The 26,437-nt window shown below is 70.1% G+C and carries 26 protein-coding genes; 14 read left to right on the top strand and 12 right to left on the bottom strand.

Translation table 11 applies throughout. The features are described 5' to 3' along the window. Nucleotides 1-13 precede the first annotated feature (13 nt). From Q1V88_RS14455 to Q1V88_RS14445, 3 genes are read left to right on the top strand one after another with little or no spacing between them, the layout of a single operon-like run. On the top strand, nucleotides 14-1,885 hold the full coding sequence (locus Q1V88_RS14455) for a maltotransferase domain-containing protein (RefSeq protein WP_300681994.1): 1,872 nt from the start codon (nucleotides 14-16) through the stop codon (nucleotides 1,883-1,885). After that, nucleotides 1,882-3,687: a 1,4-alpha-glucan branching protein GlgB gene (glgB, locus tag Q1V88_RS14450; protein WP_300681993.1), complete on the top strand. Its 1,806-nt coding sequence runs from the start codon at nucleotides 1,882-1,884 to the stop codon at nucleotides 3,685-3,687. The genes Q1V88_RS14455 and glgB overlap by 4 nt, the downstream gene beginning before the upstream one ends. Next, nucleotides 3,684-4,466 carry an NUDIX domain-containing protein gene (locus tag Q1V88_RS14445; protein WP_300681992.1) on the top strand — a complete coding sequence of 261 codons (783 nt, stop codon included), beginning with the start codon at nucleotides 3,684-3,686 and terminating at the stop codon, nucleotides 4,464-4,466. Before glgB ends, Q1V88_RS14445 begins: the two co-directional genes overlap by 4 nt. Before the next feature lie 30 nt (nucleotides 4,467-4,496). Here the strand turns inward: Q1V88_RS14445 and Q1V88_RS14440 are convergent, their stop codons facing one another. The 3 genes from Q1V88_RS14440 to Q1V88_RS14430 are packed head-to-tail and all read right to left on the bottom strand — an operon-like array spanning nucleotide 4,497 to nucleotide 7,573. After that, a complete protein-coding gene (locus Q1V88_RS14440) occupies nucleotides 4,497-5,432 on the bottom strand; it encodes a tetratricopeptide repeat protein (protein ID WP_300681991.1) in 936 nt (311 codons plus the stop codon). Nucleotides 5,433-5,442: 10 nt separating this feature from the next. Further along, nucleotides 5,443-6,399 carry a methylmalonyl Co-A mutase-associated GTPase MeaB gene (meaB, locus tag Q1V88_RS14435; RefSeq protein ID WP_300681990.1) on the bottom strand — a complete coding sequence of 319 codons (957 nt, stop codon included), beginning with the start codon at nucleotides 6,397-6,399 and terminating at the stop codon, nucleotides 5,443-5,445. After that, on the bottom strand, nucleotides 6,389-7,573 hold the full coding sequence (locus Q1V88_RS14430; RefSeq protein ID WP_300681989.1) for an acetyl-CoA C-acetyltransferase: 1,185 nt from the start codon (nucleotides 7,571-7,573) through the stop codon (nucleotides 6,389-6,391). Before Q1V88_RS14430 ends, meaB begins: the two co-directional genes overlap by 11 nt. A gap of 49 nt (nucleotides 7,574-7,622) precedes the next feature. Here Q1V88_RS14430 and mce point away from each other — a divergent pair, with 49 nt between their 5' ends. From mce to Q1V88_RS14410, 4 genes are all read left to right on the top strand, one after another. Continuing rightward, nucleotides 7,623-8,078 carry a methylmalonyl-CoA epimerase gene (gene mce, locus Q1V88_RS14425; RefSeq protein WP_300681988.1) on the top strand — a complete coding sequence of 152 codons (456 nt, stop codon included), beginning with the start codon at nucleotides 7,623-7,625 and terminating at the stop codon, nucleotides 8,076-8,078. 207 nt (nucleotides 8,079-8,285) lie between these two features. Beyond that, on the top strand, nucleotides 8,286-9,626 hold the full coding sequence (gene ccrA / locus Q1V88_RS14420; RefSeq protein WP_300681987.1) for a crotonyl-CoA carboxylase/reductase: 1,341 nt from the start codon (nucleotides 8,286-8,288) through the stop codon (nucleotides 9,624-9,626). Between the two features lie 218 nt (nucleotides 9,627-9,844). Next, entirely contained in the window at nucleotides 9,845-11,026 is a 1,182-nt protein-coding gene (locus tag Q1V88_RS14415) for a hypothetical protein (RefSeq protein ID WP_300681986.1), read from the top strand. Then, complete coding sequence (locus tag Q1V88_RS14410; protein ID WP_300681985.1) at nucleotides 11,023-12,153, top strand: AI-2E family transporter; 1,131 nt, start codon at nucleotides 11,023-11,025, stop codon at nucleotides 12,151-12,153. Before Q1V88_RS14415 ends, Q1V88_RS14410 begins: the two co-directional genes overlap by 4 nt. 277 nt (nucleotides 12,154-12,430) lie before the next feature. Here Q1V88_RS14410 and Q1V88_RS14405 read toward each other — a convergent pair whose 3' ends face one another. Together Q1V88_RS14405 and Q1V88_RS14400 are read right to left on the bottom strand one after the other, a co-directional pair. After that, a complete protein-coding gene (locus Q1V88_RS14405; RefSeq protein WP_300681984.1) occupies nucleotides 12,431-13,225 on the bottom strand; it encodes an alpha/beta fold hydrolase in 795 nt (264 codons plus the stop codon). 9 nt (nucleotides 13,226-13,234) lie between these two features. Continuing rightward, the gene (locus Q1V88_RS14400; protein ID WP_300681983.1) at nucleotides 13,235-14,407 is read right to left on the bottom strand and encodes a 3-hydroxyacyl-CoA dehydrogenase NAD-binding domain-containing protein; all 1,173 of its coding nucleotides are present in this window, start codon (nucleotides 14,405-14,407) and stop codon (nucleotides 13,235-13,237) included. 95 nt (nucleotides 14,408-14,502) lie between these two features. Between Q1V88_RS14400 and nucS the strand changes: the two genes are divergently transcribed. The 3 genes from nucS to Q1V88_RS14385 all read left to right on the top strand — a co-directional run bounded on the left by nucS (nucleotide 14,503) and on the right by Q1V88_RS14385 (nucleotide 16,323). Beyond that, nucleotides 14,503-15,201: an endonuclease NucS gene (gene nucS, locus Q1V88_RS14395; protein WP_300681982.1), complete on the top strand. Its 699-nt coding sequence runs from the start codon at nucleotides 14,503-14,505 to the stop codon at nucleotides 15,199-15,201. Nucleotides 15,202-15,315: 114 nt separating this feature from the next. After that, a complete protein-coding gene (locus Q1V88_RS14390; protein ID WP_300681981.1) occupies nucleotides 15,316-15,717 on the top strand; it encodes a hypothetical protein in 402 nt (133 codons plus the stop codon). 24 nt (nucleotides 15,718-15,741) lie between these two features. Then, the gene (locus Q1V88_RS14385) at nucleotides 15,742-16,323 is read left to right on the top strand and encodes a DUF952 domain-containing protein (RefSeq protein WP_300681980.1); all 582 of its coding nucleotides are present in this window, start codon (nucleotides 15,742-15,744) and stop codon (nucleotides 16,321-16,323) included. Nucleotide 16,324: 1 nt separating this feature from the next. On the opposite strand, the gene Q1V88_RS14380 is transcribed toward Q1V88_RS14385, so the two are convergent. The 3 genes from Q1V88_RS14380 to Q1V88_RS14370 are packed head-to-tail and all read right to left on the bottom strand — an operon-like array spanning nucleotide 16,325 to nucleotide 19,089. Further along, nucleotides 16,325-16,849 (bottom strand): ferritin, encoded by a 525-nt coding sequence (locus tag Q1V88_RS14380; protein WP_300681979.1) that lies wholly within the window; start codon nucleotides 16,847-16,849, stop codon nucleotides 16,325-16,327. Between the two features lie 17 nt (nucleotides 16,850-16,866). Further along, nucleotides 16,867-17,052, bottom strand: coding sequence for a hypothetical protein (locus Q1V88_RS14375; protein WP_300681978.1), 186 nt, complete (start codon nucleotides 17,050-17,052; stop codon nucleotides 16,867-16,869). A gap of 39 nt (nucleotides 17,053-17,091) precedes the next feature. After that, complete coding sequence (locus tag Q1V88_RS14370) at nucleotides 17,092-19,089, bottom strand: protein meaA (protein ID WP_300681977.1); 1,998 nt, start codon at nucleotides 19,087-19,089, stop codon at nucleotides 17,092-17,094. 152 nt (nucleotides 19,090-19,241) lie between these two features. Between Q1V88_RS14370 and Q1V88_RS14365 the strand changes: the two genes are divergently transcribed. From Q1V88_RS14365 to Q1V88_RS14350, 4 genes are all read left to right on the top strand, one after another. Further along, nucleotides 19,242-19,808, top strand: coding sequence for a PadR family transcriptional regulator (locus tag Q1V88_RS14365; protein WP_300681976.1), 567 nt, complete (start codon nucleotides 19,242-19,244; stop codon nucleotides 19,806-19,808). Further along, nucleotides 19,805-20,500 carry an ABC transporter ATP-binding protein gene (locus Q1V88_RS14360; protein ID WP_300681975.1) on the top strand — a complete coding sequence of 232 codons (696 nt, stop codon included), beginning with the start codon at nucleotides 19,805-19,807 and terminating at the stop codon, nucleotides 20,498-20,500. The genes Q1V88_RS14365 and Q1V88_RS14360 overlap by 4 nt, the downstream gene beginning before the upstream one ends. Beyond that, nucleotides 20,497-23,013, top strand: a complete 2,517-nt coding sequence (locus Q1V88_RS14355; protein WP_300681974.1) for an FtsX-like permease family protein — start codon at nucleotides 20,497-20,499, stop codon at nucleotides 23,011-23,013. Before Q1V88_RS14360 ends, Q1V88_RS14355 begins: the two co-directional genes overlap by 4 nt. A gap of 97 nt (nucleotides 23,014-23,110) precedes the next feature. Then, entirely contained in the window at nucleotides 23,111-23,683 is a 573-nt protein-coding gene (locus Q1V88_RS14350; RefSeq protein WP_300681973.1) for a cob(I)yrinic acid a,c-diamide adenosyltransferase, read from the top strand. A 61-nt stretch (nucleotides 23,684-23,744) separates the two neighbouring features. On the opposite strand, the gene Q1V88_RS14345 is transcribed toward Q1V88_RS14350, so the two are convergent. The 4 genes from Q1V88_RS14345 to atpD form a co-directional block, all read right to left on the bottom strand. Further along, a complete protein-coding gene (locus Q1V88_RS14345) occupies nucleotides 23,745-24,884 on the bottom strand; it encodes an MFS transporter (protein WP_300681972.1) in 1,140 nt (379 codons plus the stop codon). A 47-nt stretch (nucleotides 24,885-24,931) separates the two neighbouring features. Further along, nucleotides 24,932-25,381, bottom strand: coding sequence for a DUF2550 domain-containing protein (locus tag Q1V88_RS14340; RefSeq protein ID WP_300681971.1), 450 nt, complete (start codon nucleotides 25,379-25,381; stop codon nucleotides 24,932-24,934). Between the two features lie 7 nt (nucleotides 25,382-25,388). Continuing rightward, nucleotides 25,389-25,649, bottom strand: coding sequence for a F0F1 ATP synthase subunit epsilon (locus Q1V88_RS14335; RefSeq protein ID WP_300681970.1), 261 nt, complete (start codon nucleotides 25,647-25,649; stop codon nucleotides 25,389-25,391). Nucleotides 25,650-25,651: 2 nt separating this feature from the next. Then, the coding region (gene atpD, locus Q1V88_RS14330) for a F0F1 ATP synthase subunit beta (RefSeq protein ID WP_300681969.1) at nucleotides 25,652-26,437 on the bottom strand (786 nt) is incomplete at its 5' end.

The raw sequence follows: 26,437 nt of genomic DNA, 5'->3' as shown, positions 1-26,437 counted from the left end.
GTAGGTTGGGTCCATGGTCGGACGCATCCCCCTCCTCGACGTCCACCCGGTCCTCGCTGACGGGTCCCCCAAGGCGACGGTGGGTGAGCCGTTCCCGGTCCGGGCCACGGTCTTCCGCGAGGGCCACGACAGGTTCGGTGCCGAGGTGGTGCCGATCGCTCCCGACGGCACCCGTGGCGCTCCGGTCAGGATGCGCGAGATCGCGCCGGGCACCGACCGCTACGAGGGCTGGTTCACCCCCGACGTGACCGGCGCCTGGTCCTTCGAGGTGCAGGCCTGGTCCGACCCGCTGGCCACCTGGCTGCACGACGCCCCGATCAAGATCGACGCCGGCGTCGACGTCGACCTGATGCACACCGAGGGTCGGCTGCTGCTCGAGCGCGTCACCGCGGCCGGCTTCGTGCCCGACCTGGCCGACACCCTGCTGGACTCCCTGGCCCTCGCCGCGCAGAGCCACCCGCTGCGCGAGCTGCTCACCGTGGCCGGCCCCTTCCCCGCGTACGCCGACCGGCGACGGGCTCTGACCGGCTCCTGGTACGAGTTCTTCCCCCGCTCCGAAGGTGGCCTGGTCGGAGCCACCGAACGCCTGGACGCGATCGCGGCGATGGGCTTCGACGTGGTCTACCTGCCCCCGATCCACCCGATCGGCGAGGTCAACCGCAAGGGCCCGAACAACCAGGTGCTGCCCGAGGGCAGCCCGATCCCGGCGACCTGGGTCGGCAGCCCGTGGGCGATCGGCTCACGCCACGGCGGCCACGACGCCGTCGAGCCCGCGCTCGGCACCCTGAGCGACTTCGACGCCTTCGTCGCCCGCGCCGGCGACCTCGGTCTGGAGGTCGCCCTCGACCTCGCGCTCCAGGCGGCGCCGGACCACCCGTGGGTGGGCACCAACCCGGAGTGGTTCACCACCCGCGCCGACGGCACCATCGCCTACGCGGAGAACCCGCCCAAGAAGTACCAGGACATCTACCCGGTCAACTTCGACAACGACCCGGCCGGGATCCGCGCCGAGGTGCTGCGGATCGTCAGGTTCTGGATGGACCGCGGCGTGCGGATCTTCAGGGTCGACAACCCGCACACCAAGCCGGTCGACTTCTGGGCCTGGCTGCTGGCCGAGATCCGGGCCACCGACCCCGACGTGCTCTTCCTCGCCGAGGCGTTCACCCGGCCCGCGATGATGCACGCCCTGGGCGAGGTCGGCTTCCACCAGTCCTACACCTACTTCACCTGGCGCAACGCCCGCGGCGAGCTCGAGGACTACCTCACCGAGCTGGCCAGCGAGTCCGACCACCTGATGCGGCCCAACCTGTTCCCGGTCACCCCCGACATCCTGCACGCCTACCTCCAGGACGGCGGCCCGGCGGCCTTCCGGATCAGGGCGACGCTGGCCGCCCTGGCCAGCCCCACCTGGGGCGTCTACAGCGGCTTCGAGCTGTGCGAGAACCGGCCGGTGCGCCCCGGCAGCGAGGAGTACCTCGACTCCGAGAAGTACCAGATCGTCGAGCGCGACTGGGCCGCGGCCGAGGCGGCCGGCACCACGCTGGCGCCCTACCTCACCCGGCTCAACGAGCTGCGACGGCTCCACCCGGCCCTCGGCCTGCTGCGCAACCTGCGGATCGTCCCTGTCGATGGCGAGGGCCTGATCGCCTTCACCAAGCAGACCCCCGGCCCCGACGGCGAGACCCTGATCGCGGTGATCGCCCTGGATCCCCACGCCGCCGTGGAGTCGGTGGTCCACCTCGACCTCGCCGCCCTCGGCCTGCCCGCCCGGTTCGAGGTTCACGACGAGCTCTCCGGCGCGGAGTGGGTCTGGGGTGCCGACAACTACGTCAGGCTGGACCCGGCCACCGGCCAGGTCGCCCACCTGCTGCGGGTGATCGCGTGAGTGCGGTCGACCTCTGGCAGCGTCAGGGCGCCCACGTCCAGCGCGACGCCGACGGCACCCTGCTCGGCACCCGGTTCGCGGTCTGCGCACCGCACGCCCGACGCGTCCAGCTCAAGGGCGACTTCAACGGCTGGGACGGCGCCGAGGACGAGCTGACCTGCGACGCCGACGGAGTCTGGCACCACTCCGTGGCCGACCTCGGTCCCGGTGAGCGCTACAAGTTCGCCATCCAAGGCGCCGACGGGCGCTGGACCGACCGTGCCGACCCGCTCGCCCGCGCCGCCGAGGTCGCTCCCGCGACCGCCTCGATCGTCGAGGAGTCGTCGTACGCCTGGAGCGACGGCGACTGGATGGCGCACCGGGGCGACGTGCTGGCCGTGAACGCCCCGATGTCGACGTACGAGGTCCACCTCGGCTCCTGGCGACGGGGCCTGAGCTACCGCGACCTGGCCGACCAGCTCACCGACTACGTCTCCTCGATGGGGTTCACCCACGTCGAGCTGATGCCGGTGATGCAGCACCCGTACGGCGGCTCGTGGGGCTACCACGTCACCGGCTACTACGCCCCCGACTCCCGGTTCGGCTGCCCCGACGAGCTGCGCTTCCTGATCGACCGGCTGCACCAGGCCGGGGTCGGCGTGATCCTGGACTGGGTGCCGGGCCACTTCGCCACCGACGAGTGGGCGCTGGAACGCTTCGACGGCACCCCGCTCTACGAGCACCCCGACCCGAAGCGCGGCTTCCACCCCGAGTGGGGCTCCCACATCTTCGACTTCGGTCGCGGCGAGGTCCGCGACTTCCTGATCTCCAACGCGCTCTACTGGGCCGAGGAGTTCCACGCCGACGCCCTCCGCGTGGACGGCGTCGCCTCGATGCTCTACCTGGACTACGCCCGCGGCCCCGGCCAGTGGGAGCCCAACGTGCACGGCGGCAACGAGCACCTGGAGGCGGTCGCCTTCCTCCAGGAGCTCAACGAGATCGTCTACGGTCGCGTCCCCGGGATCGTGATGATCGCCGAGGAGTCCAGCGCCTGGCCCGGCGTCACCCGGCCGACGTCGAGCGACGGCCTCGGCTTCGGCTTCAAGTGGAACATGGGCTGGATGCACGACACCCTCACCTACGTCGGGCGCGAGCCGGTCCACCGGCACTGGCACCACCACGACCTGGTGCACCCGACCAGCTACGCCTGGGCGGAGAACTTCGTGCTGCCGCTCTCCCACGACGAGGTGGTGCACGGCAAGGGGTCGCTGCTGGGCAAGATGCCCGGCTCCCGGGTCGACCAGTTCGCCACCCTGCGCGCCTATCTGGCCTTCCAGTGGGCCCAGCCGGGCAAGCAGCTGCTCTTCATGGGCGGCGAGATCGGCCAGATCGCCGAGTGGGCCGAGGCCGGCGAGGTGAACTGGTGGCTGCTGGACCGCTCCGGTGACCCCAGCCACGCCGGGCTGCAGGCGATGGTGCGCGAGCTCAACCGGCTCTACCGCGAGACCCCGGCGCTGTGGAGCCGGGACAACGAGCCGGCCGGCTTCGCCTGGATCGATGCCGACGACGCCGACCACGACACCTTCGCCTTCGTCCGCGACGGTTCCGGGCCGGCGCTGGCCTGCCTGACGAACTTCTCCGACGCCCCGGTCGAGCGGGGCTTCGGCCTCGACGCCGGTGACTGGGAGGTGGTGCTGACCACCGACGCGACGGCGTACGTCGGCTCCGGGCGGGGCCCCGAGGCGGGCGCCGTGGTCGCCGACGACGCGATCCTTCACCTGCCCCCGCTCTCCACAGTGTGGCTGCGTAGGCTGGAGCCGTGAGCGCTCCGTCCACCCCCGTCACCCGCACTGTGGCCGAGGGCGTCGCCCGGCTGTCCTGGGAGGCCGACGAGAACGTCGACGTGATCCGCCGCGCGGTGGCCCAGGCCCTCACCGACCATCACCGGGTGGAGGCGCTGGTCGCCCCCGACGACGAGCGCGGCCAGCGGATGGCGACCTTCTCCGGGATGCACCGCGAGGGCCTCACCCGCGGCATCACCGTCGACGGTGCGCCGGCGGACCGGATCGTCTACGCCCGGGTCGCCACCGACCTGCCCACGCAGGACCCCGAGGGCTTCCGCACCCTGCTGAACTCGTTCCTGCCGCGCAAGCGCGCCGTGGGCCAGATGCTGATCCGCCAGTCCGACACCACCGACGCGGACCGGATCCTGCTGTGCCAGATGACCTACAAGTCCGACTGGGACCTGCCCGGCGGCGTGGTCGAGGTCAACGAGTCCCCCGCCCTCGCGGTGGCCCGCGAGGTCGAGGAGGAGCTCTCCTTGACCATCCCGGCCGGGGAGCTGCTGCTCACCGACTGGCTGCCGCCGTGGAGCGGCTGGGACGACGCCTTGTGTCTGGTCTTCGACGGCGGCGAGCACCCCGCGACCCTGGTCGAGCAGGTGGTCCCGCAGGCCCGCGAGATCGCCACGGCGGAGTTCTGCACCCTCGACCAGGTCGAGGAGCGCTGCGCCGACTTCACCGCACGCCGCATCCGGGCAGCGCTGCGCCGTAGTGGCGGCGCGGGGGCGCCGTACACGGAGTCAGGCCGCGAGGTCGGCTGAGCCGACCCCGCGGTCGGGCGGAGTCGTGGCTCAGAAGAGCGCCGAGGCGAGCGCCCGGCGCCCATTGAGCACCCGCGGGTCCTCGTTGCCGACGGCCTCGAAGAGCGCGATCAGGTGCTCGCGGGCCTTGTTCCGCTCGTCCCCGGCGGTCCGTGAGACCAGACCGACCAGACGGGCGAAGGCGTCTTCGACGTGGCCGCCAAGCAGGTCGAGGTCAGCGACCATGATCTGGGCGTCGACGTCGTCAGGCGAGGCCGCGGCGGCGGCGCGGGCGGTGCCGAGGTCGACGCCGCGGGTGCGCTGCAGGACCTTGGCCATCGCCAGGCCGCGGGCGGCCTCGGTGTCGGCCGGGTTGCCCTCGACCAGCTTCTGGTACTCGGCCACGGCGGCGTCGATGTCGCCGTCGATCAGGGCCTGCTCGGCCGCGGCGTAGCGCGGGTCGGCGGCAGGCTCGCCGTCCTCGCTCACGCTCTGGCGCGGCTGGTGGCGCCCGGCGATGCCCTGCATGGTGAGCTGCTGGCCCAGCTGCTGGAAGAGCGCCTGGAGCTCCTCGGCGGTGACCACGCCCGGGATCGGCTGCATCGCGGGACGGCCGTCGAGCAGCACGAACGTGGTCGGGATCTGCTGCACCTGGAGGGCGTTGGCGATGGTGGGCGCGGCGTCGGCGTCGACGATCGCGGCGAGGAACCGGCCGTCGTACCCCTCGATCACCTCGGCCACGTCGCGGCCGTAGTCCAGGCTCGACGGCATCCGGGAGCCGGAGACGAAGACGAGCACGACCGGCGCGGTCATGGAGGCCTCGATCACGGACTGGAAGGTCGCCTCGGTGACCTGGACCGTGTAGGCGCCGCTGGGCGCTCCGGCGGCACCGGCCGGCGCGGCCTGGCCCGCGGCGGGCTGCTGCAGGCCGGAGAGGTCGACGGCACCCGCGACGGCGGGCTGACGGGAGAAGGGCTGCTGCGACATAGCCCGAATTCTAGGTGGACCCGACGAGGGCGTCAGCGGCGGAGTACGGGTCGGTCGCACCGGCGGCCACCGCGGCCGCCAGTTCCTCGAGCCGACCGCGGTCGCCGACCTCGCCCCACCGCGCGCGGACCGACTCCAGTGCGATCGCCTGGATCTCCTCGCGTGCTCGTCGCGTACGCCGTCCAGCGAGCTGTCCGCTCGCCGCGAGCCAGGCCTGATGCCGGTCCAGGGCGTCGGCCAGCTCGTCGAGACCGGTGCCGACCGAGGCCACGGTCTTGACGATCTCGGGCTCCCAGGCACCGGCCTCGCGCTGGCCCAGCGAGACCATCGCCCGCAGGTCGCGGGCGACGTGGGCGGCGCCGTCACGGTCGGCCTTGTTGACCACGAAGAGGTCGCCGATCTCCAGGATCCCGGCCTTGGCCGCCTGGATCCCGTCGCCCATCCCGGGGGCGAGCAGCACCAGGGTGGTGTCGGCCAGGGCAGCGATCTCGACCTCGGACTGACCGACCCCGACGGTCTCGATCACGACCGTGTCGAAGCCGGCGGCGTCGAGCACCCGGACCGCCTGCGGGGTGGTCCACGACAGTCCGCCGAGGTGGCCGCGCGAGGCCATCGACCTGATGAAGACCCCGGCGTCGGTGGCGTGGTCGGCCATCCGTACCCGGTCTCCGAGCAGGGCACCGCCGCTGAACGGCGAGGACGGGTCGACGGCCAGCACCCCGACCCGCTGACCGCGGCGCCGCAGCTCGGTGACCAGCGCGTTGGTGGTGGTCGACTTGCCCACGCCGGGTGAGCCGGTGATGCCGATGATCCGGGCGTGGCCGGTGTGCGGGGCCAGGGCGGCCATCACCTCGCGCAGCAGCGGTGAGGAGTCCTCGACCAGGGAGACGAGACGAGCGACCGCCCGCGGAGAGCCTCCGCGGGCGGTCGTCACCAGATCTGCGACCGAGTCGGTCTTACGGGACACGGATGATGAGCGCGTCGCCCTGACCGCCGCCACCGCACAAGGCGGCGGCGCCGACGCCACCACCGCGACGCTTGAGCTCGAGGGCGAGGTGCAGGGTGATCCGAGCACCGGAGGCACCCAGCGGGTGACCGATGGCGATCGCGCCGCCGTTGACGTTGACCTTCTCCGGGTCCAGGCCGAGCGCGTTGGCCGACTCGATGCCGACGGCGGCGAACGCCTCGTTGAACTCGACCAGGTCGAGGTCGGCGACGGCCAGACCGGCCTTGTCCAGCGCCTTGGCGGTGGCGTTGGCCGGCTGGAGCTGGAGCGAGGAGTCGGGGCCCGCGACCTGGCCGTGGGAGACGATCTCGGCCAGCCAGGTCAGACCGAGGGACTCGGCCTTCTCCTTGCTCATCACGACGACGAACGCGGCGCCGTCGGAGATCTGCGAGGACGAGCCCGCGGTGATGGTGCCGGTCTTGGAGAAGGCCGGCGGGAGCTTGGCCAGCGACTCGGCGCTGGTGTCGGCCCGGACGCCCTCGTCGGAGGTGACGACGATCGGCTCGCCGCGACGCTGCGGGATGGTCACCGCGACGATCTCGTCGTCGAAGACGCCGTTCTTCTGAGCGGCGGCGGCGCGCTGGTGGGAGCGGGCGGAGAACTCGTCCTGCTCCTCGCGGCTCAGCGGGGTGTCGCGGTCGGCGTTGACGGCCTCGGTGAGTGCCCCCATCGCCTGGGTGGTGGCCTGGTCGTAGAGCGCGTCGTAGGCCATGTGGTCGACCAGCGTGGTGTCGCCGTACTTGAAGCCCTCGCGCGACTTCGGCAGGAAGTGCGGGGCCTGGGTCATCGACTCCATGCCGCCGGCGACGACGATCTCGGCCTCACCGGCCGAGATCAGCACCGAGGCCTGCTGGATCGCGTTGATCCCCGACAGGCAGACCTTGTTGATCGTGATGGACGGGACACCCTGGGGCAGGCCCGCCTTCAGCCCGGCGGCGCGGGCCGGGTTCTGCCCGGCTCCGGCCTGGAGCACCTGGCCTGCGATGAGGTAGTCGACCTGCTCGGGGGCGACGCCGGCCTTCTCCAGGGCACCGGCGATGGCCACAGCGCCGAGGTCGGCAGCAGAGAGACCCTTGAAGCTTCCGAGAAGGCGTCCGATCGGGGTCCGCGCCCCGGCCACAATCACATTCGTCATAGGGCGAAACCTACTCGCCGGTAACAACGAGGTCCAGGGTTATGCCACGATGGGATCTATGTCGCTTGAGATTCCTGAGCACCTGTTCACTGCGATCGACCATGTCGGGATCGCCGTCCCCAACCTCGACGAGGCCATTGAATTCTACGCCTCGACGTTCGGCCTGCGTGAAATCCACCGCGAGATCAACGAGGAGCAGGGTGTCGCCGAGGCGATGCTCGCCGTCGGCGAGACCGACTCCAAGATCCAGCTGCTCGCCCCACTGACCCCGGAGTCCACGATCGCGAAGTTCCTGGACAAGAACGGCCAGGGCATCCAGCAGCTGGCCTACCGCGTCGTCGACGTCGACCAGGTCAGCGCGATCCTGCGCGAGCGTGGCGTTCGCCTGCTGTACGACGCGCCCCGGCGCGGCACCTCGGACTCGCGGATCAACTTCGTGCACCCCAAGGACGCCGGCGGCGTGCTGGTCGAGCTCGTCGAGCCGGCCGCGACCAGCGCCCACTGACCCCACCCGCACGTAGCGGCCCCCGCATCCGGTGATCGGATGCGGGGGCCGTCGTACGTGCGGAGGAAGGGGCGCCCTGGAAGCCCTTCGTCGGGTCGATCAGGCGCTGCGTCCGACACGGAGGGCTGAGCCTCCAGGGCGGCGCCATCGTGATCCACGTCACCAGGGTCTAGCCAACGTAGTTACTGACCAGTAACGTCTTCTGGCATGCAGAAAATCCTTGACGCGATCCTCTCCGGAGACGCCGCCAGCGGAGACTTCGCGGCGATCGAGATCCCTGACCACTACACCGCCGTCACGCTGCACAAGGACGAGGAGACGATGTTCGAGGGTGTCCCCTCGAAGGAGAAGGACCCGCGCAAGTCCCTCCACGTCGAGCCTGTCGCCCTGCCCGAGCTCGGTCCCGGCGAGGCACTGGTGGCAGTGATGGCCTCCTCGATCAACTACAACACGGTGTGGTCCTCGATCTTCGAGCCGGTCTCCACGTTCGGCTTCCTGGAGCGCTACGGACGTCTCAACGACCTGGCCAAGCGCCACGACCTGCCCTACCACGTGCTCGGCTCGGACCTCTCCGGCGTCGTGCTGCGCACCGGCCCGGGCGTGTCCAAGTGGAAGCCCGGCGCCGAGGTGGTGGCGCACTGCCTGTCGGTCGAGCTGGAGAGCCCCGACGGCCACGACGACACGATGATGGACCCCGAGCAGCGGATCTGGGGCTTCGAGACCAACTTCGGCGGCCTCGCCGAGCTCGCCATCGTCAAGGCGAACCAGCTGATGCCGAAGCCGGGCCACCTCACCTGGGAGGAGGCCGCCTCCCCGGGGCTGGTCAACTCCACGGCGTACCGCCAGCTGGTCTCCAAGAACGGCGGCAACATGAAGCAGGGCGACAACGTCCTGATCTGGGGCGCCTCGGGCGGCATCGGCGGCTTCGCGACGCAGTACGCCGTCAACGGCGGCGCCACCCCGGTCTGTGTCGTGTCCAGCAACGAGAAGGCCGAGATCGTCCGCTCGATGGGTGCGGAGCTGATCATCAACCGCGCCGAGGAGGGCTACCAGTTCTGGAACGCCGAGAACACCGAGCAGAACCCGCGGGAGTGGAAGCGCTTCGGCGCCAAGATCCGTGAGCTCACCGGCGGCGAGGACATCGACATCGTCTTCGAGCACCCCGGTCGCGAGACCTTCGGCGCCAGCGTCTACGTCACCCGCAAGGGCGGCACCATCGTCACCTGCGCCTCGACCTCGGGCTACAAGCACGAGTACGACAACCGCTACTTCTGGATGAACCTCAAGCGGATCATCGGCTCGCACTTCGCCAACTACCGCGAGTCGTGGGAGGCCAACCGCCTGATCGCCAAGGGCAAGATCCACCCGACCGTGTCCAAGGTCTACCCGATGGCCGAGGTCGGCCAGGCCGCGCTGGACGTCCACCACAACCTGCACCAGGGCAAGGTCGCCGTGCTGGCGCTCTCCCCGAGCGAGGGGCTGGGCGTGCGCAACAAGGAGTTCCGCGCCGAGCACCTCGACGCGATCAACAGGTTCCGCGGGATCTGACCCGGTCGAGACCGAGGTCGGACCGGCCGGCAGGGCGCGTGGGGGCGTCCTGCCGGCCGTTGTCGTTCCAGTTGTCGTTTCCAGCTGTCGTCCCACCTGTCTTCTGACCATCGGCCGAATCGCCCGCCGATCACCCGTCCGAGGCCTTGAGGGTCTGACAAGATGGATGTCGCGGTTCGCCCGGACCCGCATACCCGTCTTCAGAACCTGGATGTCTCATGAGTGATCAGGGCCTGTCGATCTTCGACAACGGTCAGCCGGCTGGAGCCCCGCCGGCACCTTCCCGCGGTGTGAGCAGCCCCTCGGCCACCCTGCCGCTGGCCCGCCGCGGCGGATACGACAAGGACGCCGTCGACGCCGTCCTCGCCCAGCACAACGCCCAGCTCTCCGGCCTCGCGGCCGAGCTCAACGCCGCCAAGATGAAGGCAGCCGAGCTCGAGGAGCGCCTCGAGACGGCCAACGAGCAGCTCACCGAGGTGCAGATGCCGTCGTACGCCGGCCTCGGTGGCCGTGCCTCGGCGATGCTGCGGCTCGCCGAGGAGGAGGCAGCCGAGATCCGCGCCAGCGCCGAGCGCGACGCCTTCGACATCCGCGAGCAGGCCAGCCGCGAGGCCACGAGCCTGCGCCTGGAGGCCAGCCAGGAGATGGACACCCTGCGCGCCGAGCAGCTCAAGGAACTCGAGGACCACCGCACCCGGCTGATCAACGACGCCGAGCACGAGCGCACCCTCGCCCAGGCTCACGCCGAGGACGTCCTGGCGGCCGCCAAGCGCGACGCCGACCAGCTCCGCCTGGCCGCCGAGCAGGAGGTCACCGAGCAGCGCACGCAGGCCCAGCGCGAGGTGGAGCAGGCCCGCGCCGGCGCCGACCGCGAGGTCCAGGAGTCGCGCCGGATGCTCGCCGTGGAGAAGGAGCGTCTGGCCCGCGAGGCCACCGACTTCCACGCGTCCAAGCTGGCCGAGACCCGATCGCTGGTCGAAGACGCCGAGGCACGGGCCGCGGCAGCCGAGGACCGCGCCCGGAGCGCCAACACCCAGGTCACCGAGTTGCGCCAGCAGGCCCAGCGCGACGCCGAATCGCTCCTGGCCCGCGCCAAGCGCGAGGCCGAACAGCTGATCACCTCGGCGCGCAACCAGGCCGAGTCGATCACCCTGGCCGGCACCGCCGACGCCGAGCGCTCCCTGGCCGCGGTCAAGGCCGAGGTCGAGCGGATGAAGAAGCGGCGCGACGCCATCTCCGCCCAGCTGGCATCGCTGGGCGATATCGTCGCTGGCTTCACCCGCGACGAGGAGCCTGCCGAGACCGCCGCTCCGGCTGCCGCCGCTGACTCGGCTGCGGAGGAGACGACGTCCGACGAGCCGACCGAGAACGACGACGCAGCGAAGGCAGCCGACGAGTGAGCAACGGGTCCGAGACCAACGCACGACTGATCGACGAGTCCGAGGGCGAGTTCCCCGATCTCCCTGAGGGCGTGGACCTGGGCACCCCCGGTCCGCGGTTCGATCGCAAGGCGCCGTACCTCTACGGCCTGCTGCTTGGTCTCGGACTCCTCACCGCGCTGGCGATCGGGAACGTCTTCACCTCGATCTCCGGCGTCCTGGTCCAGATCCTGGTGGCGTTCTTCATCGCCGCCGGGCTGAACCCCTCGGTCAACTTCTTCGAGCGCCGCGGGCTGAAGCGCCCCTGGGCGGTCACCGTGGTGATCACGTGTGTGCTGCTGGCCCTGGTCCTCTTCTTCGTCGCCTTCGTGCCGGTCATCTCCGATCAGGTACGCAGCATCACCAACAATGCGCCGGCCTGGCTCGACCAGCTCCAGACCAACCGGCACGTCCAGGACCTCGATAACCAGTACCACATCATCGAGAAGATCAAGGAGTACGTCACCAAGCCCGACTTCGTCTCCAACATCTTCGGCGGAGCCGTCGGCGTCGGCCTGGCAGTGCTCGGGGCGTTCTTCAACGCCTTCGTGATCTTCGTCCTGACCCTCTACTTCCTCGCCGGCCTGGAGACCACCAAGTCCGCCGCCTACCGGCTCGCGCCCGCCTCGCGCCGCGACCGGGTCAGCAAGATCGGCGACCAGGTGATCAAGGGCGTCGGCGGCTACGTCTCGGGCGCATTCATCGTCGCCCTGTGCGCCGGCGTCTCGACCGCGATCTTCCTGATGATCGTCGGGATGGGCGACTACGCCATCGCGCTGGCATTCGTGGTCTTCCTGCTCGACGTGATCCCGATGATCGGTGCGACCATCGGCGCCGTGATCGTCTCGGCGATCGCCTTCGCCACCGATCCCAAGGTCGGCATCGCGTGCATCATCTTCTACATCGTCTACCAGCAGGTCGAGAACTACGTGATCTACCCGCGGGTGATGTCACGCTCGGTCGACATCCCCGGCTCGGTGACCGTGATCGCGGCCCTGATCGGTGCCTCGCTGCTCGGCGTCGTCGGCGCCCTGCTGGCGATCCCCACCGCTGCCGCGGTGCTGCTGATCACCCGCGAGGTCTTCATCCGACAACAGGATCAGAGCTGACCGTAGCCCGCCCGGCGGGTGCTGCGGCGGCGCTCGGTCTGGGCGCCATCGGCGCCCTGCACCCGGCCTGGGCCACCGGCTCGTCGTAGCCCGCCGCCGACCAGCGCAGCCTCGCCGAGGCGGTCGCCGGCAGCGTCGCGACCGGTTCCGGGGGATGCCCCAGCCGGGCGCACGCTTCACCCGGCTCGACACCTGGGCCTATCGGCCGCTGTGCCTGCCCCTCGGCCTCCTCACCCTGGCGGCGAGCCGCCCGCGCCGCGTCGGCTGAGCCTCGGGCTCAGGCGTCGCCGAGGAACTGCTCGAGGATCTGCCGGAAGAGCTCCGGGCGCTCGGAGTGGACCCAGTGCCCGACGCCCTTCATCGTCACCTTGCGGTAGCGCGGGAACCAGCGGCGCATCGCGTCGTCGTACTCAGGGCGGACGTAGCTCGACTCACCCCCGGCGATCCACAGCACCGGGCCGTCGTACGGCGGCGTGCCGGCCAGCTCGGCCTCGGGCCAGTCCGCGAGGACGGCGCCGTCACGGGCCAGCAGGTCGATGTTGGCGGCCCACACCCAGCCGCCGTCGCGGTGGCGCAGGTTCTGGAGCAGGAAGCCGCGCACGGTGGCACTCGGCACCGTGGTCGCCACCAGCGCGTCGACGTCCTCGCGGCGCGGAGCATGGCTGAGGTCCAGGTCGCGCAGCATCGCGGCGTAGCTCAGCACTCCCCCGGTGGTCGACTCGTCCTCGGCGCCGTAGCGCACCGGCGACATGTCGGCGACCACGAGGCTCTCGACCAGCTCGGGGTGGCGCAGCGCCACCATCATGGCGACCTTGCCGCCCATCGAGTGGCCGACCAGCGTGACCGGGTCGCCCTGCTCCAGCAGCGCCGCCACCGCATCGGCCATCTCGGCGTAGTCGATCCGCTCGGTCCACTCCGAGCGGCCGTGGTTGGGCAGGTCAACCAGCGTCACCCGGTGCCGCTCGGCCAGCGCCTTGCCCAGGGTGTGCCAGTTGCGCCCCTGTCCGAAGAGACCGTGGAGAAAGACCACACGGCTCCCGGAGGTGCCGAGAGCCGTGGTGTGAAGGTGCACCGGTCAATCCTACGAGGCGTAGTCGTGGAACCCCTTCTTGGTCTTGCGTCCGAGCTCGCCGGCCTCGACCTTGGCCACCAGCGTCGCCGCCGGCGCCAGGCCGGGCTCCTTGAACTCGGCCAGCAGCTCCTCCTGGATCGCCAGCGAGACGTCGTTGCCGACCACGTCGAGAAGCTCGAAGGGCCCCATCGGGAAGGCGATGCCGGCCTTGATCGCCTCGTCGATCGCGCTCAGGCCGGTGCCGGCCTCGGAGAGCTTGATCGCGTCGTTGAGGTAGGGGAAGAGCAGGCAGTTGACGATGAAGCCGGAGCGGTCGGAGCAGGAGACGCCGACCTTGCCGATCTGCGCGGTCAGGGCCCTGACCGTCTCGTCGACCTCGGGCGCGGTGGCCTCGGTGGTGACGATCTCGACCAGCTTCATCACCGGTGCCGGGTTGAAGAAGTGCATCCCGATCACGTCGGCCGGGCGCGAGGTGGCCTGGGCGAGCTGGGTGATCGGCAGGCTCGACGTCGTCGTGGCCAGGATCGCTCCAGGCTTCGCGATCCGGTCGAGGTCGGCGAAGAGCTGGAGCTTGAGGTCGAGGTCTTCGGCGATCGCCTCGACGACGAGGTCGACGCCGCCCAGAGCCTCGCGCTCGGTGGAGCCGGTCAGCCGCTCGAAGAGGGCCGACTTGTCGTCCTGGGTGGCCTTGCCGCGCTCGATCGCCCGGTCGAGGTTCTTGGCGATGTAGGCCTCCACCCCGGCGAGCTTCTCGGCGCTGCGGCCGACGAACGTGACGTCGTAGCCGGCCTGGGCGAAGACCTGGACGATCCCCGAGGCCATCGTGCCGGTGCCGACCACGCCCACACTGGCGATCGGACGCCGGATCTGCGGCGGGGCGGCGTCGGCGTCCTCGGCGGCGACGAAGGTGCCTCCGGTGCCCGCCACGCTCACCAGCAGGTCGGCGGGCTCGTGCAGCCGGTCACCGGAGGCCGCGAAACGCACCGCCAGGGCGTCACGGACGACGGCGGGGCCGATCGCATCGAGGGCCGCCAGCGGGCCCTGCGGGTAGCCGCAGCCGAACCGCATCCCGTTGTCGATGTCGGCGGCGGTGGCGTAGCCGCTCTCCAGCATGCGTACGGCGTGGTTGAGATACGGATAGACGAGGGTTTCGACGATCTCTTCGGGTGTCCGAGCGCTCATGGGCCGTCATTCTGCCTCGCAGAATGGGGCTTGGCTACCCGTCAGTAACATTTTCGTGGACAAGTTTTCCCGGGCCTGCCCTAGGGTTGGTCGACGTGCGACTTGTGGTGGCGACGTGCCAGGTGGATTACGCAGGACGGCTCACGGCTCACCTCCCGATGGCGACCCGTGTGCTGATGCTGAAAGCCGACGGTTCGGTCCTGATCCACTCCGACGGCGGCTCCTACAAGCCGCTCAACTGGATGTCACCGCCGTGCTACTTCACCGAGGGCGTCGCCGACGACGGCCGGACCGAGTGGACCGTCGAGGCGAAGGCCTCCAAGGGCGCCACCCCCGACCAGCTCCGGATCCTGATCGACGAGATCCACCACGACTCCTCCCATGAGCTCGGCATCGACCCGGGCCTGCAGAAGGACGGCGTGGAGAAGCACCTCCAGGAGCTCCTCGCCGAGCACCCCGAGACGATCGCCACGGGTCTGACGCTGGTCCGACGCGAGTTCATGACCGCGATCGGCCCCGTCGACCTGATGTGCCGCGACGCGACGGGCATCTCGGTCGCCGTGGAGATCAAGCGCCGCGGCGAGATCGACGGCGTCGAGCAGCTCACCCGCTACCTCGAGCTGCTCAACCGCGACCCCCTGCTCACCATCAAGGGCCCCGTCCGCGGCATCTTCGCCGCCCAGGAGATCAAGCCCCAGGCACGCGTCCTCGCCGAGGACCGCGGCATCTCGTGCGCCCTGGTCGACTACGACGCCCTGCGCGGCCTGGACAACGCCGAGGACCGCCTCTTCTGAGGCGCCTCGATCTCGCGTCCGATGTTGCACCTCCGCCGCTGGGCGCTGCGAGTTATCCACAGGGCGGCGCCGAGCCGCTGGCGGGCTTGCGGTCCGCGACGTAGCGTGCCCGCCATGACCACGAATCCCTCTCTGACGCGCCGGGTGTCGCGACTGGAGAACGACCGGGACGCCCTCTACGACATCCTGACCGACCACAGCCGCCGGTTCGACAAGATCGAGGTCCGCCTCGACGGTATCGATCAGCGCCTCGACGGTATCGATCAGCGCCTCGACGGCATGGACCGCCGCCTCGACGGCATGGACCGCCGCCTCGACGGCATCGACCAGCGCCTCGACGGCATCGACCAGCGCCTCGACGGCATCGACCAGCGCCTCGACGGCGTCGACCGCCGCCTGGACGGCATCGATCGCAGGCTCGACGGCATCGACCGCCGTCTCGACGACCTCGGCACCGCCATGCAGGGTGTCGCGTCCGCGATCGACACCCTGGCGAGCCGCCTGCCCGCGGCGTGAGCTTGACTCTTCTAGGATCGAGCGGTGCAGCTCTTCCATATCGCCACCGTCTCCGACTGGGAGGCGGCGCGGCGCTCCGGTTTCTACACCACCTCGACCGTCGGTCGAACGCTGCAGGAGGAGGGCTTCCTGCACGCCTCGCGCAGTGATCAGTGGGAGGGGGTGCGCGAGCGGTACTACGGCGAGGTGCGCGAGCCCTTGGTGCTCCTGGTAATCGACTCCGACAGGCTCACCTCACCGTGGCGCGAGGACCAGGTCGGCGACGACACGTTCCCGCACATCTACGGCCCACTCAACCCCGCAGCGGTCCTCACCGCGATCCCGCTCGGATCCTCCGACGCGACGCCCCTGAAGGCCGAGCCGGCCGCGCAGACGCCTCTCCCCCAGCAGCAGCCACGATCCCAGGAGACCTTCGCCCAGGTCCTCTTCGGCGAGATGGCGATCCGCGCAGGCCTCGTCGTGCTCGCGATGGCGCTGAGCATCGTGGGCGAAATGGCAGCCAGCGCGATCTCCGACTCAGCCGGCTGGGTCGGTGCCCTGCTCGGCCTGATCGTCGGGATCGCGCTGGCTGTGGTGCTCTATCGCAGGCGCGAGCAGCGCCGCTGACTCAGGCGCCGGCGACCTTGGGGGCCGTCGGGTCGACGCCCTCGGCGCCCGCCTCGCGAGCGACGTACTCCTCGATCTGCTCGACGTCGTTCTTGTTCCGGGTCACCACGGCCAGCAGGTCGGACATCGAGGAGACCTCCTCGACCTGCTCCTTGATGAACCAGCCCATGAACTGCTCGGAGGCGAAGTCGACCTCCTCGCGCGCGATCCGATACAGCTCGTTGATCTGCTCGGTCACCCGCTTCTCCTGCTCCAGGGCGAGTGCCACCGGGGCCACGACGTCCTCGAACGTCGAGATGGTGGCACCGGTGGAGCCGATCTCGACCGGGTGGTCGGTGTCGAGCAGGTACTGCACCATCATCAGCGCGTGCTCGCGCTCCTCAGCGGCCTGCTGATAGAAGAAGGCCGCCATCTGCGGGAGGGTGAGCGCGTCGTAGTACACAGCGCAAGCGAGGTACTGATTGTGGGAGGCCAGTTCGTTGGTGATCTGGACGTTGAGCTGTCGTGCGAAACGCTCGGCTGCCACCGGGTCTCCTCAGGGTGTCAGGCGGCCTTCTTCAGCCGCTTCTTGGTCACTTTGCCGCCGTCCTCTCGGACGAGCTTGCGCTTCTTGACCGTATACCCCGCGGGCAGAGTTCCCTCTTTCAGCATCCGCAGCGGACACCGCTCGCAGCGCTTCTTCGAAACGCAGCACTCGGTCTTCGGCAGCTTGCGAACCTTCTTCCCCACATCGTCAAGTTAGCACAGCCTTACCTGATCGCGGAAGAGTCAGGCGAGACCATTCGCCGAGCGGATCACATCGACGAATCCGCCCATGATCTCGGTCAGGCCGAAGTCCTTCGGTGTGTAGACCGCCGCCACCCCGAGCTCCTTGAGCTTGGCAGCGTCCGACTCCGGGATGATCCCCCCGACCACGACCGGTACGTCGTCGATGCCCGCCTCCGCCATCGCGGCCAGCACATCGGGCACCAGCTCCATGTGCGACCCCGACAGGATCGACAGACCGACCAGCTGCACGTCCTCGGCGACGGCGGCAGCCACGATCTGCGCCGGCGTCAGCCGGATGCCCTGGTAGATCACCTCGAAGCCGGCATCACGGGCCCGCACGGCGATCTGCTCGGCACCGTTCGAGTGCCCGTCCAGACCGGGCTTGCCGACCAGGATCCGGAGCTTGTGGCCCAGCTCCTCGCCGGTCTCGGCCACGCGCCGACGTACGGCGGTCAGCTCCTCGCCCGCCTCGGCGACACCGACGGCCCCGGCCACCCCGGTGGGCGCACGGAACTCACCGAACACCTCGCGCAGGGTGCCGGCCCACTCCCCCGTGGTGGCGCCGGCGCGGGCGGCCGCGAGCGTGAACGGCATCAGGTTCTCGTCGGTCTTCGCCGCCGCGGCCAGCGCCGCCAGCGCCGCGTCGACCGCCGCCTGGTCACGCGAGGCCTTCCACGCGTCGAGGGAGGCGATCGCCGCCTGCTCGGCGTGCGGGTCAGCCGTCATGATCGCGTCGTCCAGGTTGGCCGTCAGCGGGGACGGCTCGGTGGTGGTGAACCGGTTGATCCCGACGACGACCTCGTCGCCGGACTCGATCCGCGCCCGACGCAGCGCGTGGGAGGAGACCAGCTCGGACTTCATGTAGCCCGAGTCGACGGCCGCGATCGCGCCGCCCATCTCCTGGACCCTGTCGATCTCGGCCTTGGCTCCGTCGACCAGCTCGCGGACCTTGGCCTCGATCACCGGGGAGCCGTCGAAGATGTCGCCGTACTCGAGCAGGTCGGACTCATAGGCGAGCACCTGCTGCAGGCGCAGCGACCACTGCTGGTCCCACGGCCGCGGCAGTCCGAGTGCCTCGTTCCAGGCGGGCAGCTGCACGGCTCGTGCGCGAGCGTTCTTCGACAGCGTGACCGCGAGCATCTCCAGCACGATCCGCTGCACGTTGTTCTCCGGCTGCGGCTCGGTCAGGCCGAGGCTGTTGACCTGCACCCCGTAACGGAAGCGGCGCATCTTCGGGTCCGTGACGCCGTACCGCTCACGGGTGAGCTCGTCCCAGAGCTCGACGAAGGCGCGCATCTTGCACATCTCCTCCACGAAGCGCACCCCGGCGTTGACGAAGAACGAGATCCGCCCGACGACCTTGCCGAAGTCCTCGTCGGAGACCTGGCCCGAGGCCTTCACCCGATCGAGTACGGCGATCGCGGTGCACATCGCGTAGGCGATCTCCTGCACGGGCGTCGCGCCGGCCTCCTGCAGGTGATAGCTGCAGATGTTGATCGGGTTCCACTTCGGGATCTGGTGGACCGTGTAGGCGATCATGTCGCTGATCAGACGCAACGACTGGTCCGGGCCGAAGACGTAGGTACCTCGCGAGAGGTACTCCTTGATGATGTCGTTCTGGGTGGTGCCGGCCAGCTGTGCGGCCACCTCGGTCGGGTCGAGATCAGGGTTCTGCTCCTCGGCGACGACCTGGTACATCGCCAACAGCCACATCGCGGTGGCGTTGATCGTCATCGAGGTGTTCATCTCCACCAGCGGGATCTGGTCGAAGAGCTTGCGCATCTCCCCCAGGTGCTGGATCGGTACGCCGACCTTGCCGACCTCGCCCTTGGCCAGCGGCGAGTCGGGGTCATAGCCGGTCTGCGTCGGCAGGTCGAAGGCGACCGAGAGGCCGGTCTGACCCTTCGCCAGGTTGGTCCGATAGAGCTCGTTCGACGCCTGCGCCGTGGAGTGACCGGCGTACGTGCGCATCACCCAGGGACGATCCTTCTCAGCCATGGGGGTCACCTTAATCAGGTTGTTACTGACAAGTAACCACCCTTCGTGAATCTGGTGTGTGGAAAATCCCACTCCTCGCCCGCGTGATCGGGCTCACGACTCGCCTAGACCAGTCGTTGACCCCCTGCATACTCGGTATGCATACTGAGTATGTGAGCGTGCGCAACGGGCTTCTGGCCCTCCTCTCCGAGCAGCCGATGTACGGCGCTCAACTCCGCGCGGAGTTCGAACGCCGGACCGGCGACACCTGGCCGCTCAACATCGGGCAGGTCTACTCCACCCTCCAGCGACTCGAGCGCGACGGTCTGGTCAGCCATGTCCACGGCGACCACGGCGAGGTCGAGGACACCAAGACGATCCCCTACGCCCTCACCGAGGACGGGCAGGCAGAGGTCTCGCACTGGTGGGCCTCGGCCACTCCGACCGTCGCCGACCCCCGCGACGAGCTGACCATCAAGCTCGCCCTGGCGGTGACGGTGCCCGGTGTCGAGGCGGCCACTCTGGTCCAGCGTCAGCGCACCGCCGCCCTCGCCCACCTCCAGGAGCTGACCCGGGCGAAACGATCGGGCACCGACTCGCTGGCCGCCGAGCTCGTCCTGGAACGCCGCATCTTCGACGCCGAAGCGCTCGTGCGCTGGCTCGACCACATCGAGGGCCGTCTGATGGCCCAGCCCGCCGAGCACACCGTCCGTACCTCGTCCCAGGAGATCGCCCGATGACCGCCCAGCCCGTGCTGACCCTCAGCCACGTCTCACGCTCCTACCGCGACGGGGAATCCTCCTTCCTCGCTCTGGACAACGTCTCCCTGGAGGTTGCCGCCGGGGAGCTCGTCGCGATCATGGGTCCCTCGGGCGCCGGGAAGTCCACGCTGCTCCAGATCGCCGGCGGCCTGGAGCGCTTCGACGGCGGCGACGTCCTGGTCGAGGGCCGCTCGCTGCGGGGCGCGTCGGCCGCGACCCTGGCCCAGATCCGTCGCCGCTCGGTCGGCTACGTCTTCCAGGAGCTCAACCTGATCCCCACCCTGACAGCACTGGAGAACATCACCCTGCCGCTCGAGCTCGACGGCATCGCGACGTCGGCTGCGAACAAGATCGGCCGCGACGCCCTGGTCGAGGTCGGACTCCCCGACGCCGACCGGCGCTTCCCCGACCAGCTCTCCGGCGGTCAGCGCCAACGGATCGCGATCGCCAGGGCCCTGGCCGGCCCGCGTCGGCTGCTGCTGGCCGACGAGCCGACCGGCGCCCTGGACTCCCGTACCGGCGAGGAGGTGCTCAAGGTGCTGCGCGAGCGGATCGATGCCGGGGCCGGCGGGGTGCTGGTCACCCACGACTCGCGGCACGCGGCCTGGGCGGACCGGATCGTGATGGTCCGCGACGGCAAGATCGTCGACATCGCGGGCGGTGGCGCGTGAGGCCCGCGCTGCGGCTGGCCTGGCGCGAGATCGTCAGATACAAGGGCCGCTCCCTGCTGGTGCTCGCCCTGATCGGGCTGCCGATCCTGGCCAGCGTCAGCGCCGTCACGGTGATCGAGACCTCGGAGATCACCGGCGTCGAGGCGCGCTCGTCGACGTACGGCAGTGCCCGCGCGCTGGTGACGTTCTCCGGCGACGAGGCGGGCATCACGACGGACCCGAGGCAGATCGACTCCCTCACCGCCACCCAGGCCCGCCAACGCCTCACGGCGGCGACCGACCTCCCCGCCGTCCCCGCCGACTGGTCCGCCCACTGGCTTGCGGCCCCCGGCGCCAACGGCTGGTCCGTGGACGTCCTCCAGACCGATCTCGGCTCACCCCTGGCTGCCGGGCTGGTGCAGGTCGTCAGCGGCCGACTGCCACGAACTGCCGGCGAAATCGCGGTCAGCCCGCACCTGGCACACGACGGCGCCGCCGTGGGCACCATGCTGAGCAGCGGCGGACAGCAGCTGCACGTGGTCGGCGTCGCGCGCTCCTTCTACGACCGGACGGTGCAGAACGACGCCGCGGTCGTCACCACGGCGACCTCGCTTCCTGCCTCCTCGGGCACCGCCTCCTCGCCGGTCTCCTGGACCTTCCTGGTCGGCAGCGCCGACGACGCTCCCCTCGACACCGCCACCCTCGACCGCCTGGAGCACAACGGCTTCACCGTGACCGACCGCACCGCCACGGGGTGGGACTGGAACAACTCGCTGTCGGGCACCGACGTCTCCTTGATCACGCTGCTGATCACCTGCCTGCTGATCGAGATCGTGCTGCTCGCCGGACCGGCCTTCGCTGTCGGCGTACGCCGTCAACGACGCACCCTGGCCCTGCTCGCGGTCGCCGGTGGCACGCCGCAGCACATCCGCCGGACCGTGCTGGCCCAGGGGCTGATCCTCGGGCTGACCGCCTCGGTGCTCGGTGCGGCCCTGTCGATCCCGCTCACCTGGGCCGGGCTCAGCCTGGTCGAGCGGCTCTGGGGACTGACTGCGGGACCGTTCGACATCGGCTGGATCGCGGTCGGCCCGGCGATCGTGCTCGGCACGCTGTCGGCCGTGCTGGCCAGCGTCGTCCCGGCCCGGCTGGCGGCCCGTGCCGATGTGGTCACCGCCCTGTCGGACCGGCAGCCGGCACCGCGGGTCAAGGCGGGCTGGCCGATCCTCGGCGCCGTGGTGCTCTTCGTCGGGACGATGGGCTCGATCAACTCGCTCAGCGCCAGCACCGGCGACCTGGTCAACGCATGGTGGGCCGTCGTCTCGGTCTGCGGTGCGGTGATGATGACGCCCTGGCTGATCGCGACGATCGCACGGATCGCCCCGCGGCTCGGCCTGGCGCTGCGGATCTCGTTGCGTGACGCCGACCGGCACCGCAGCCGGAGCGCCCCCGCCATCGCCGCGGTGATGGCGTCGGTCTCGGCCGTGGTCGCGCTCGGGATCGCCTCGGCCAGCGACGATCGGCAGAACTCCCGTGACTACACCGCCGGCTACCCGCTCGGCACCGTCACCCTCTCGGTCTTCGAGTCCGCCCAGGTCGCCCCGGTGGTCGCCGCGGTCAAGCAGCAGACCGGGATCACCCTGACCCGCCTGCAGCGGGTCGGAAGCGCCGGTCTCGACCCGGACTCCTCCATGATCGACAACCCCGCGATCTCGCAGTACGCCACCGCGGTCGTGGTCGCCGACGACGCCACCCTGCGGGCCTGGGGTGTGCACCTCAGCGAGGCAGCACGTTCAGCGCTCCAGGCCGGACGGGCGCTGGTCGACCGGGAGAGCGCGGCGCACGACGGACCGGTCGAGTTCTCCGACTGGAGCGATGAGGGCGAGTCGAGGCTCTCGGTCGACGCGACGGTCGCCGACCTGCGGATGGCCGGCACCGTGCCCGACGGCGCGCCGCGGCCGGTGGTAGCGGGCCTGGTCATCCCGCCGGCCACCGCAGCACGCCTGCACCTGGGCGCCGGCTCGGACGAGGTCGCCGTGCTGATCGCTGACGGCCGCGCAGCGGCGGCGGGCCAGATCGAGGCGATCGCCCAGTCGCTGACCTCCGGCAACGCCGCGGTCGAGGTGGCCGAGCAGCAGCAGTCCTACTACTGGCTCCTCTTCGCCCTGCTCGGTGCGCTCGGCGCCTTCACCGTGCTGCTCGGCACGTTCACCGCCACCGGCCTCGCCCTCGACGATGCCCGCAACGACCTCGACACCCTCTCCGCCGTGGGCGCCCGCCCGCGGACCCGACGGGCCGTCGCCGGGGCGCATGCCTTCCTGATCGCCTTCGTCGGCGCGGTGCTCGGCGTCGTCGTCGGCTTCACCCCGGGCATCACCGCATCGCGGCTGCTCACCATCAACGGCGGCACGGGCTGGATCCTGGTGATCCCCTGGCCACTCCTGGGCGCCGTCGTGATCGGGCTGCCGCTCCTGGCCGGCCTGCTGACCGCCGCCGTCACCCGCACCCGCTCCACCGTTCTCAGGAGGGAAGCATGAGCCCGAACCCCCGCCTCACCGACGCCCAACGGCGCCGGGAGCTGCGCGAGCTGATCGTCGTGCGCCGACTCCAGCTCGGACGGCTAGTGTCCTCCTCATGGTCAACCTCACCCGGATCTACACCCGCACCGGCGACGCAGGAACAACGCGACTCGGCGACATGAGCGAGACGACGAAGACCGATCTTCGTCTTGCCGCCTACGCCGACGTGGACGAGGCCAACGCCAGCCTCGGCGTCGTCCTGGCCACCACCTCACCGGACCCGGCCGTCGCCGAGGTGCTGCTGCGGGTGCAGAACGACCTCTTAGACGTCGGCGCCGACTTCTGCACGCCGGTGGTGGAGAACCCCGCCTATCCCCCGCTGCGGGTGGAGCAGGACTACGTCGACCGGCTGGAGTCCTGGTGCGACAGGTTCAACGAGGACCTGCCGAACCTGCGCAGCTTCATCCTCAACGGCGGTACGCCGGCCTCGGCCCTGCTGCACGTCGCCCGGACCGTCACCCGCCGCGCCGAGCGGGCGGCCTGGGCGGCGTACGAGGTCCACGGCGAGTCGATGAACAAGCTCGCGATCACGTACCTCAACCGGCTCTCGGACCTGCTCTTCATCCTGGCCCGCTACGAGAACCGCGAGCTCGGCGACGTGCTCTGGGTCCCCGGCGGAGAGCGCTGAGGAGACACACCTGCTGGTCGACACCGCTGCGGGGAGACCCGCACGGCCCGCTGACCAGCAGTTACTCCTTCACCGCGACCGGGACGCTGGCGCGCCGCACGGCGAAGACGCTCATCGCGGCGGGGATCATCAGCGCCGCGACCACGAGCAGGGAGTCCAGGGTGCCGACGTGGTCCCCGATCCAGCCCAGGAACGGCGGCCCGATCAGGAACGCCCCGTAGCCGATCGTGGACACGGCGCTGACCCGCTTGGCCGAGCCGACCGGGTCGTCGGCGGCGGCGCTCATCCCGACCGGGAAGCCGAGCGCGGCACCCAGACCCCAGATCACGACACCGACCAGAGCGAGCTGCGCGGAGCCGGCGTACACGGTGACGAGGATGCCGACGAAGGACGCTGCTGAACAGCCCCACAACATCGGGGCACGCCCGAACCGGTCGAGCAGGATCGGGCCGACGAAGCGGCCGGTGGTCATCGAGACCACGAACAGCGAGAACGCCGAGACGCCGACCCAGTGCGGCACGTCGTAGCCGTCGATGAAGCCCAGGCTCAGCCAGTCGTTGGCGGCGCCCTCGACCATCGCGTAGGCCAGCACCATCACACCGATCAGCAGCGTGCGCCGTTCGCGCCACGGGTTGATCGGCGCGACGTCGTCACCGGTCGGGGTGACGTGCGTGCCCTGGGGCAGGAAGCGTTCGGAGAAGAAGAAGGTCGCCGCGTACGCCGGCACCGCGACGATCAGCAGGTGCACGCCCACCGGCACGCCGAAGGCGGCCATCGGGATGCCGATGCCGCTGCCGACGATGGAGCCGACGCTCCACGACGCGTGGAACCGCGGCATGATCGTGCGTTTGAGCTGCCGCTCGAGCTCGGCGCCCTCGACGTTCATGGCGACGTCCCAGACCGAGACGCCGACGCCTTCGACGAAGAGGCTGACCCCGACCAGTGGGAGCCAGCCCAGGGTGGTGGCGCCGATGCCGGCACCGAGGATGCCCGCCACGACGGCGACGCCTCCGACGCGCACCACCGCGGTGGCACCGAAGCGCTCGATCAGGCGGCCGGCCAGCGGCAGCGAGATCACGCTGCCGGCCGACATCGACAGCAGCAGCAGGCCCAGGGAGCCGTTGGACAGGCTCAGGCCCTCGCGCACGTCGGGCAGACGCGACACCAGGGAGGCGAAGAGGAGGCCGGACAGAGCGAACACCGCGAACACCGCGGTGCGCCCCCGAGCCAGAGAAGGACTCGGTGCGTTCATCGGGACCAGTCGGTCCCGGGGTTACGCGACTCGAGCCAGGCCTGGAAGCCGATCAGCGACTCCGAGGCCATCGCCAGCTGCACGCCGTCGGGGCCCTCGCCCTCGACGTCGCACACCACGATGACGTGGCCCGGATAGAGCGCGATCGACTCGTCGGGGCCGGGCTCACGGCTGGAGCGGTAGGACATCGCCTCGCGCTCCCAGCGGCGTTTGGGCGCCGGTGAGAGCGAGAAGACGCGGAACCACTCGAGGCTGTCGCCGGAGTAGCGCCCGATTCCGAGAAGCCAACCGCGCCCGGGCTGGTCGGCCCGGACGCGGTAGGCAAGCTCGAAGGTGCCACCGTGACGGGCGATCACCCGACGGCGGACCATCAGACACACGAAGTATGCGACAACAAGGAGCAGCAGGACGCCGACGGCGTCAAGCAACCATTCCCAAAGCGCCATCCGTGGATCAGAGCGAAACGTGCTCGGAGAGGATCGACACGTGGTCGTGAGCCACCGAGATGAAGCCTCCGTCGACCTCTGCCGTCACCACGCCACCCTCGGTGGCCTTGATCTCGACGGCGGAGGACGCGAGCAGGGAGAGCAGCGGGGCGTGCCCCGGCAGGATGCCGAGGTCCCCGTCCACCGTCCGGGCAGAGACCGTCGAGGCCTCGCCGCTCCAGACCACACGGTCTGCAGCGACGAGATCGACGGTGATCGTGCCAGCCATGCTCAGAGGCTCTTCTGGATCTCAGCCCAGTTGGCCTCGACGTCGTCGAGCCCACCGCACATGAAGAACGCCTGCTCGGCGACGTGGTCGTACTCGCCGTCGCAGATCTTGTTGAACGCCTCGATGGTGTCGGCGATCGGAACCGTCGACCCCTCGATGCCGGTGAACTGCTTGGCGACGTACGTGTTCTGCGACAGGAAGCGCTGGATACGACGGGCACGGTGGACGACCGTGCGGTCCTCCTCCGAGAGCTCGTCGACACCGAGGATGGCGATGATGTCCTGGAGCTCCTTGTTGCGCTGCAGGATCTGCTTGATCCGGATCGCGCAGTCGTAGTGCGCCTGCCCGATGTACTGCGGGTCCAGGATGCGCGACGTCGACGTCAGCGGGTCCACCGCCGGGTAGATACCCAGCGAAGCGATCTCACGGGAGAGCTCGGTGGTGGCGTCGAGGTGGGCGAAGGTCGTCGCCGGCGCCGGGTCGGTGTAGTCGTCGGCCGGCACGTAGATCGCCTGCATCGAGGTGATCGAGTGACCACGCGTGGAGGTGATGCGCTCCTGGAGCGTACCCATCTCGTCGGCGAGGTTGGGCTGGTAGCCCACGGCGGACGGCATCCGACCGAGCAGGGTCGACACCTCCGAACCGGCCTGGGTGAAGCGGAAGATGTTGTCGATGAACAGCAGCACGTCCTGCTTCTGCACGTCGCGGAAGTACTCCGCCATGGTGAGCGCGGACAGCGCGACCCGCAGGCGGGTGCCCGGCGGCTCGTCCATCTGGCCGAACACCAG

This window comes from Nocardioides sp., from assembly GCF_030150155.1.
Taxonomy (GTDB): Bacteria; Actinomycetota; Actinomycetes; order Propionibacteriales; family Nocardioidaceae; genus Nocardioides.
The sequence above is the reverse complement of the archived record's forward strand: the minus strand, read 5'-3'. Positions and strand labels throughout refer to the sequence as shown.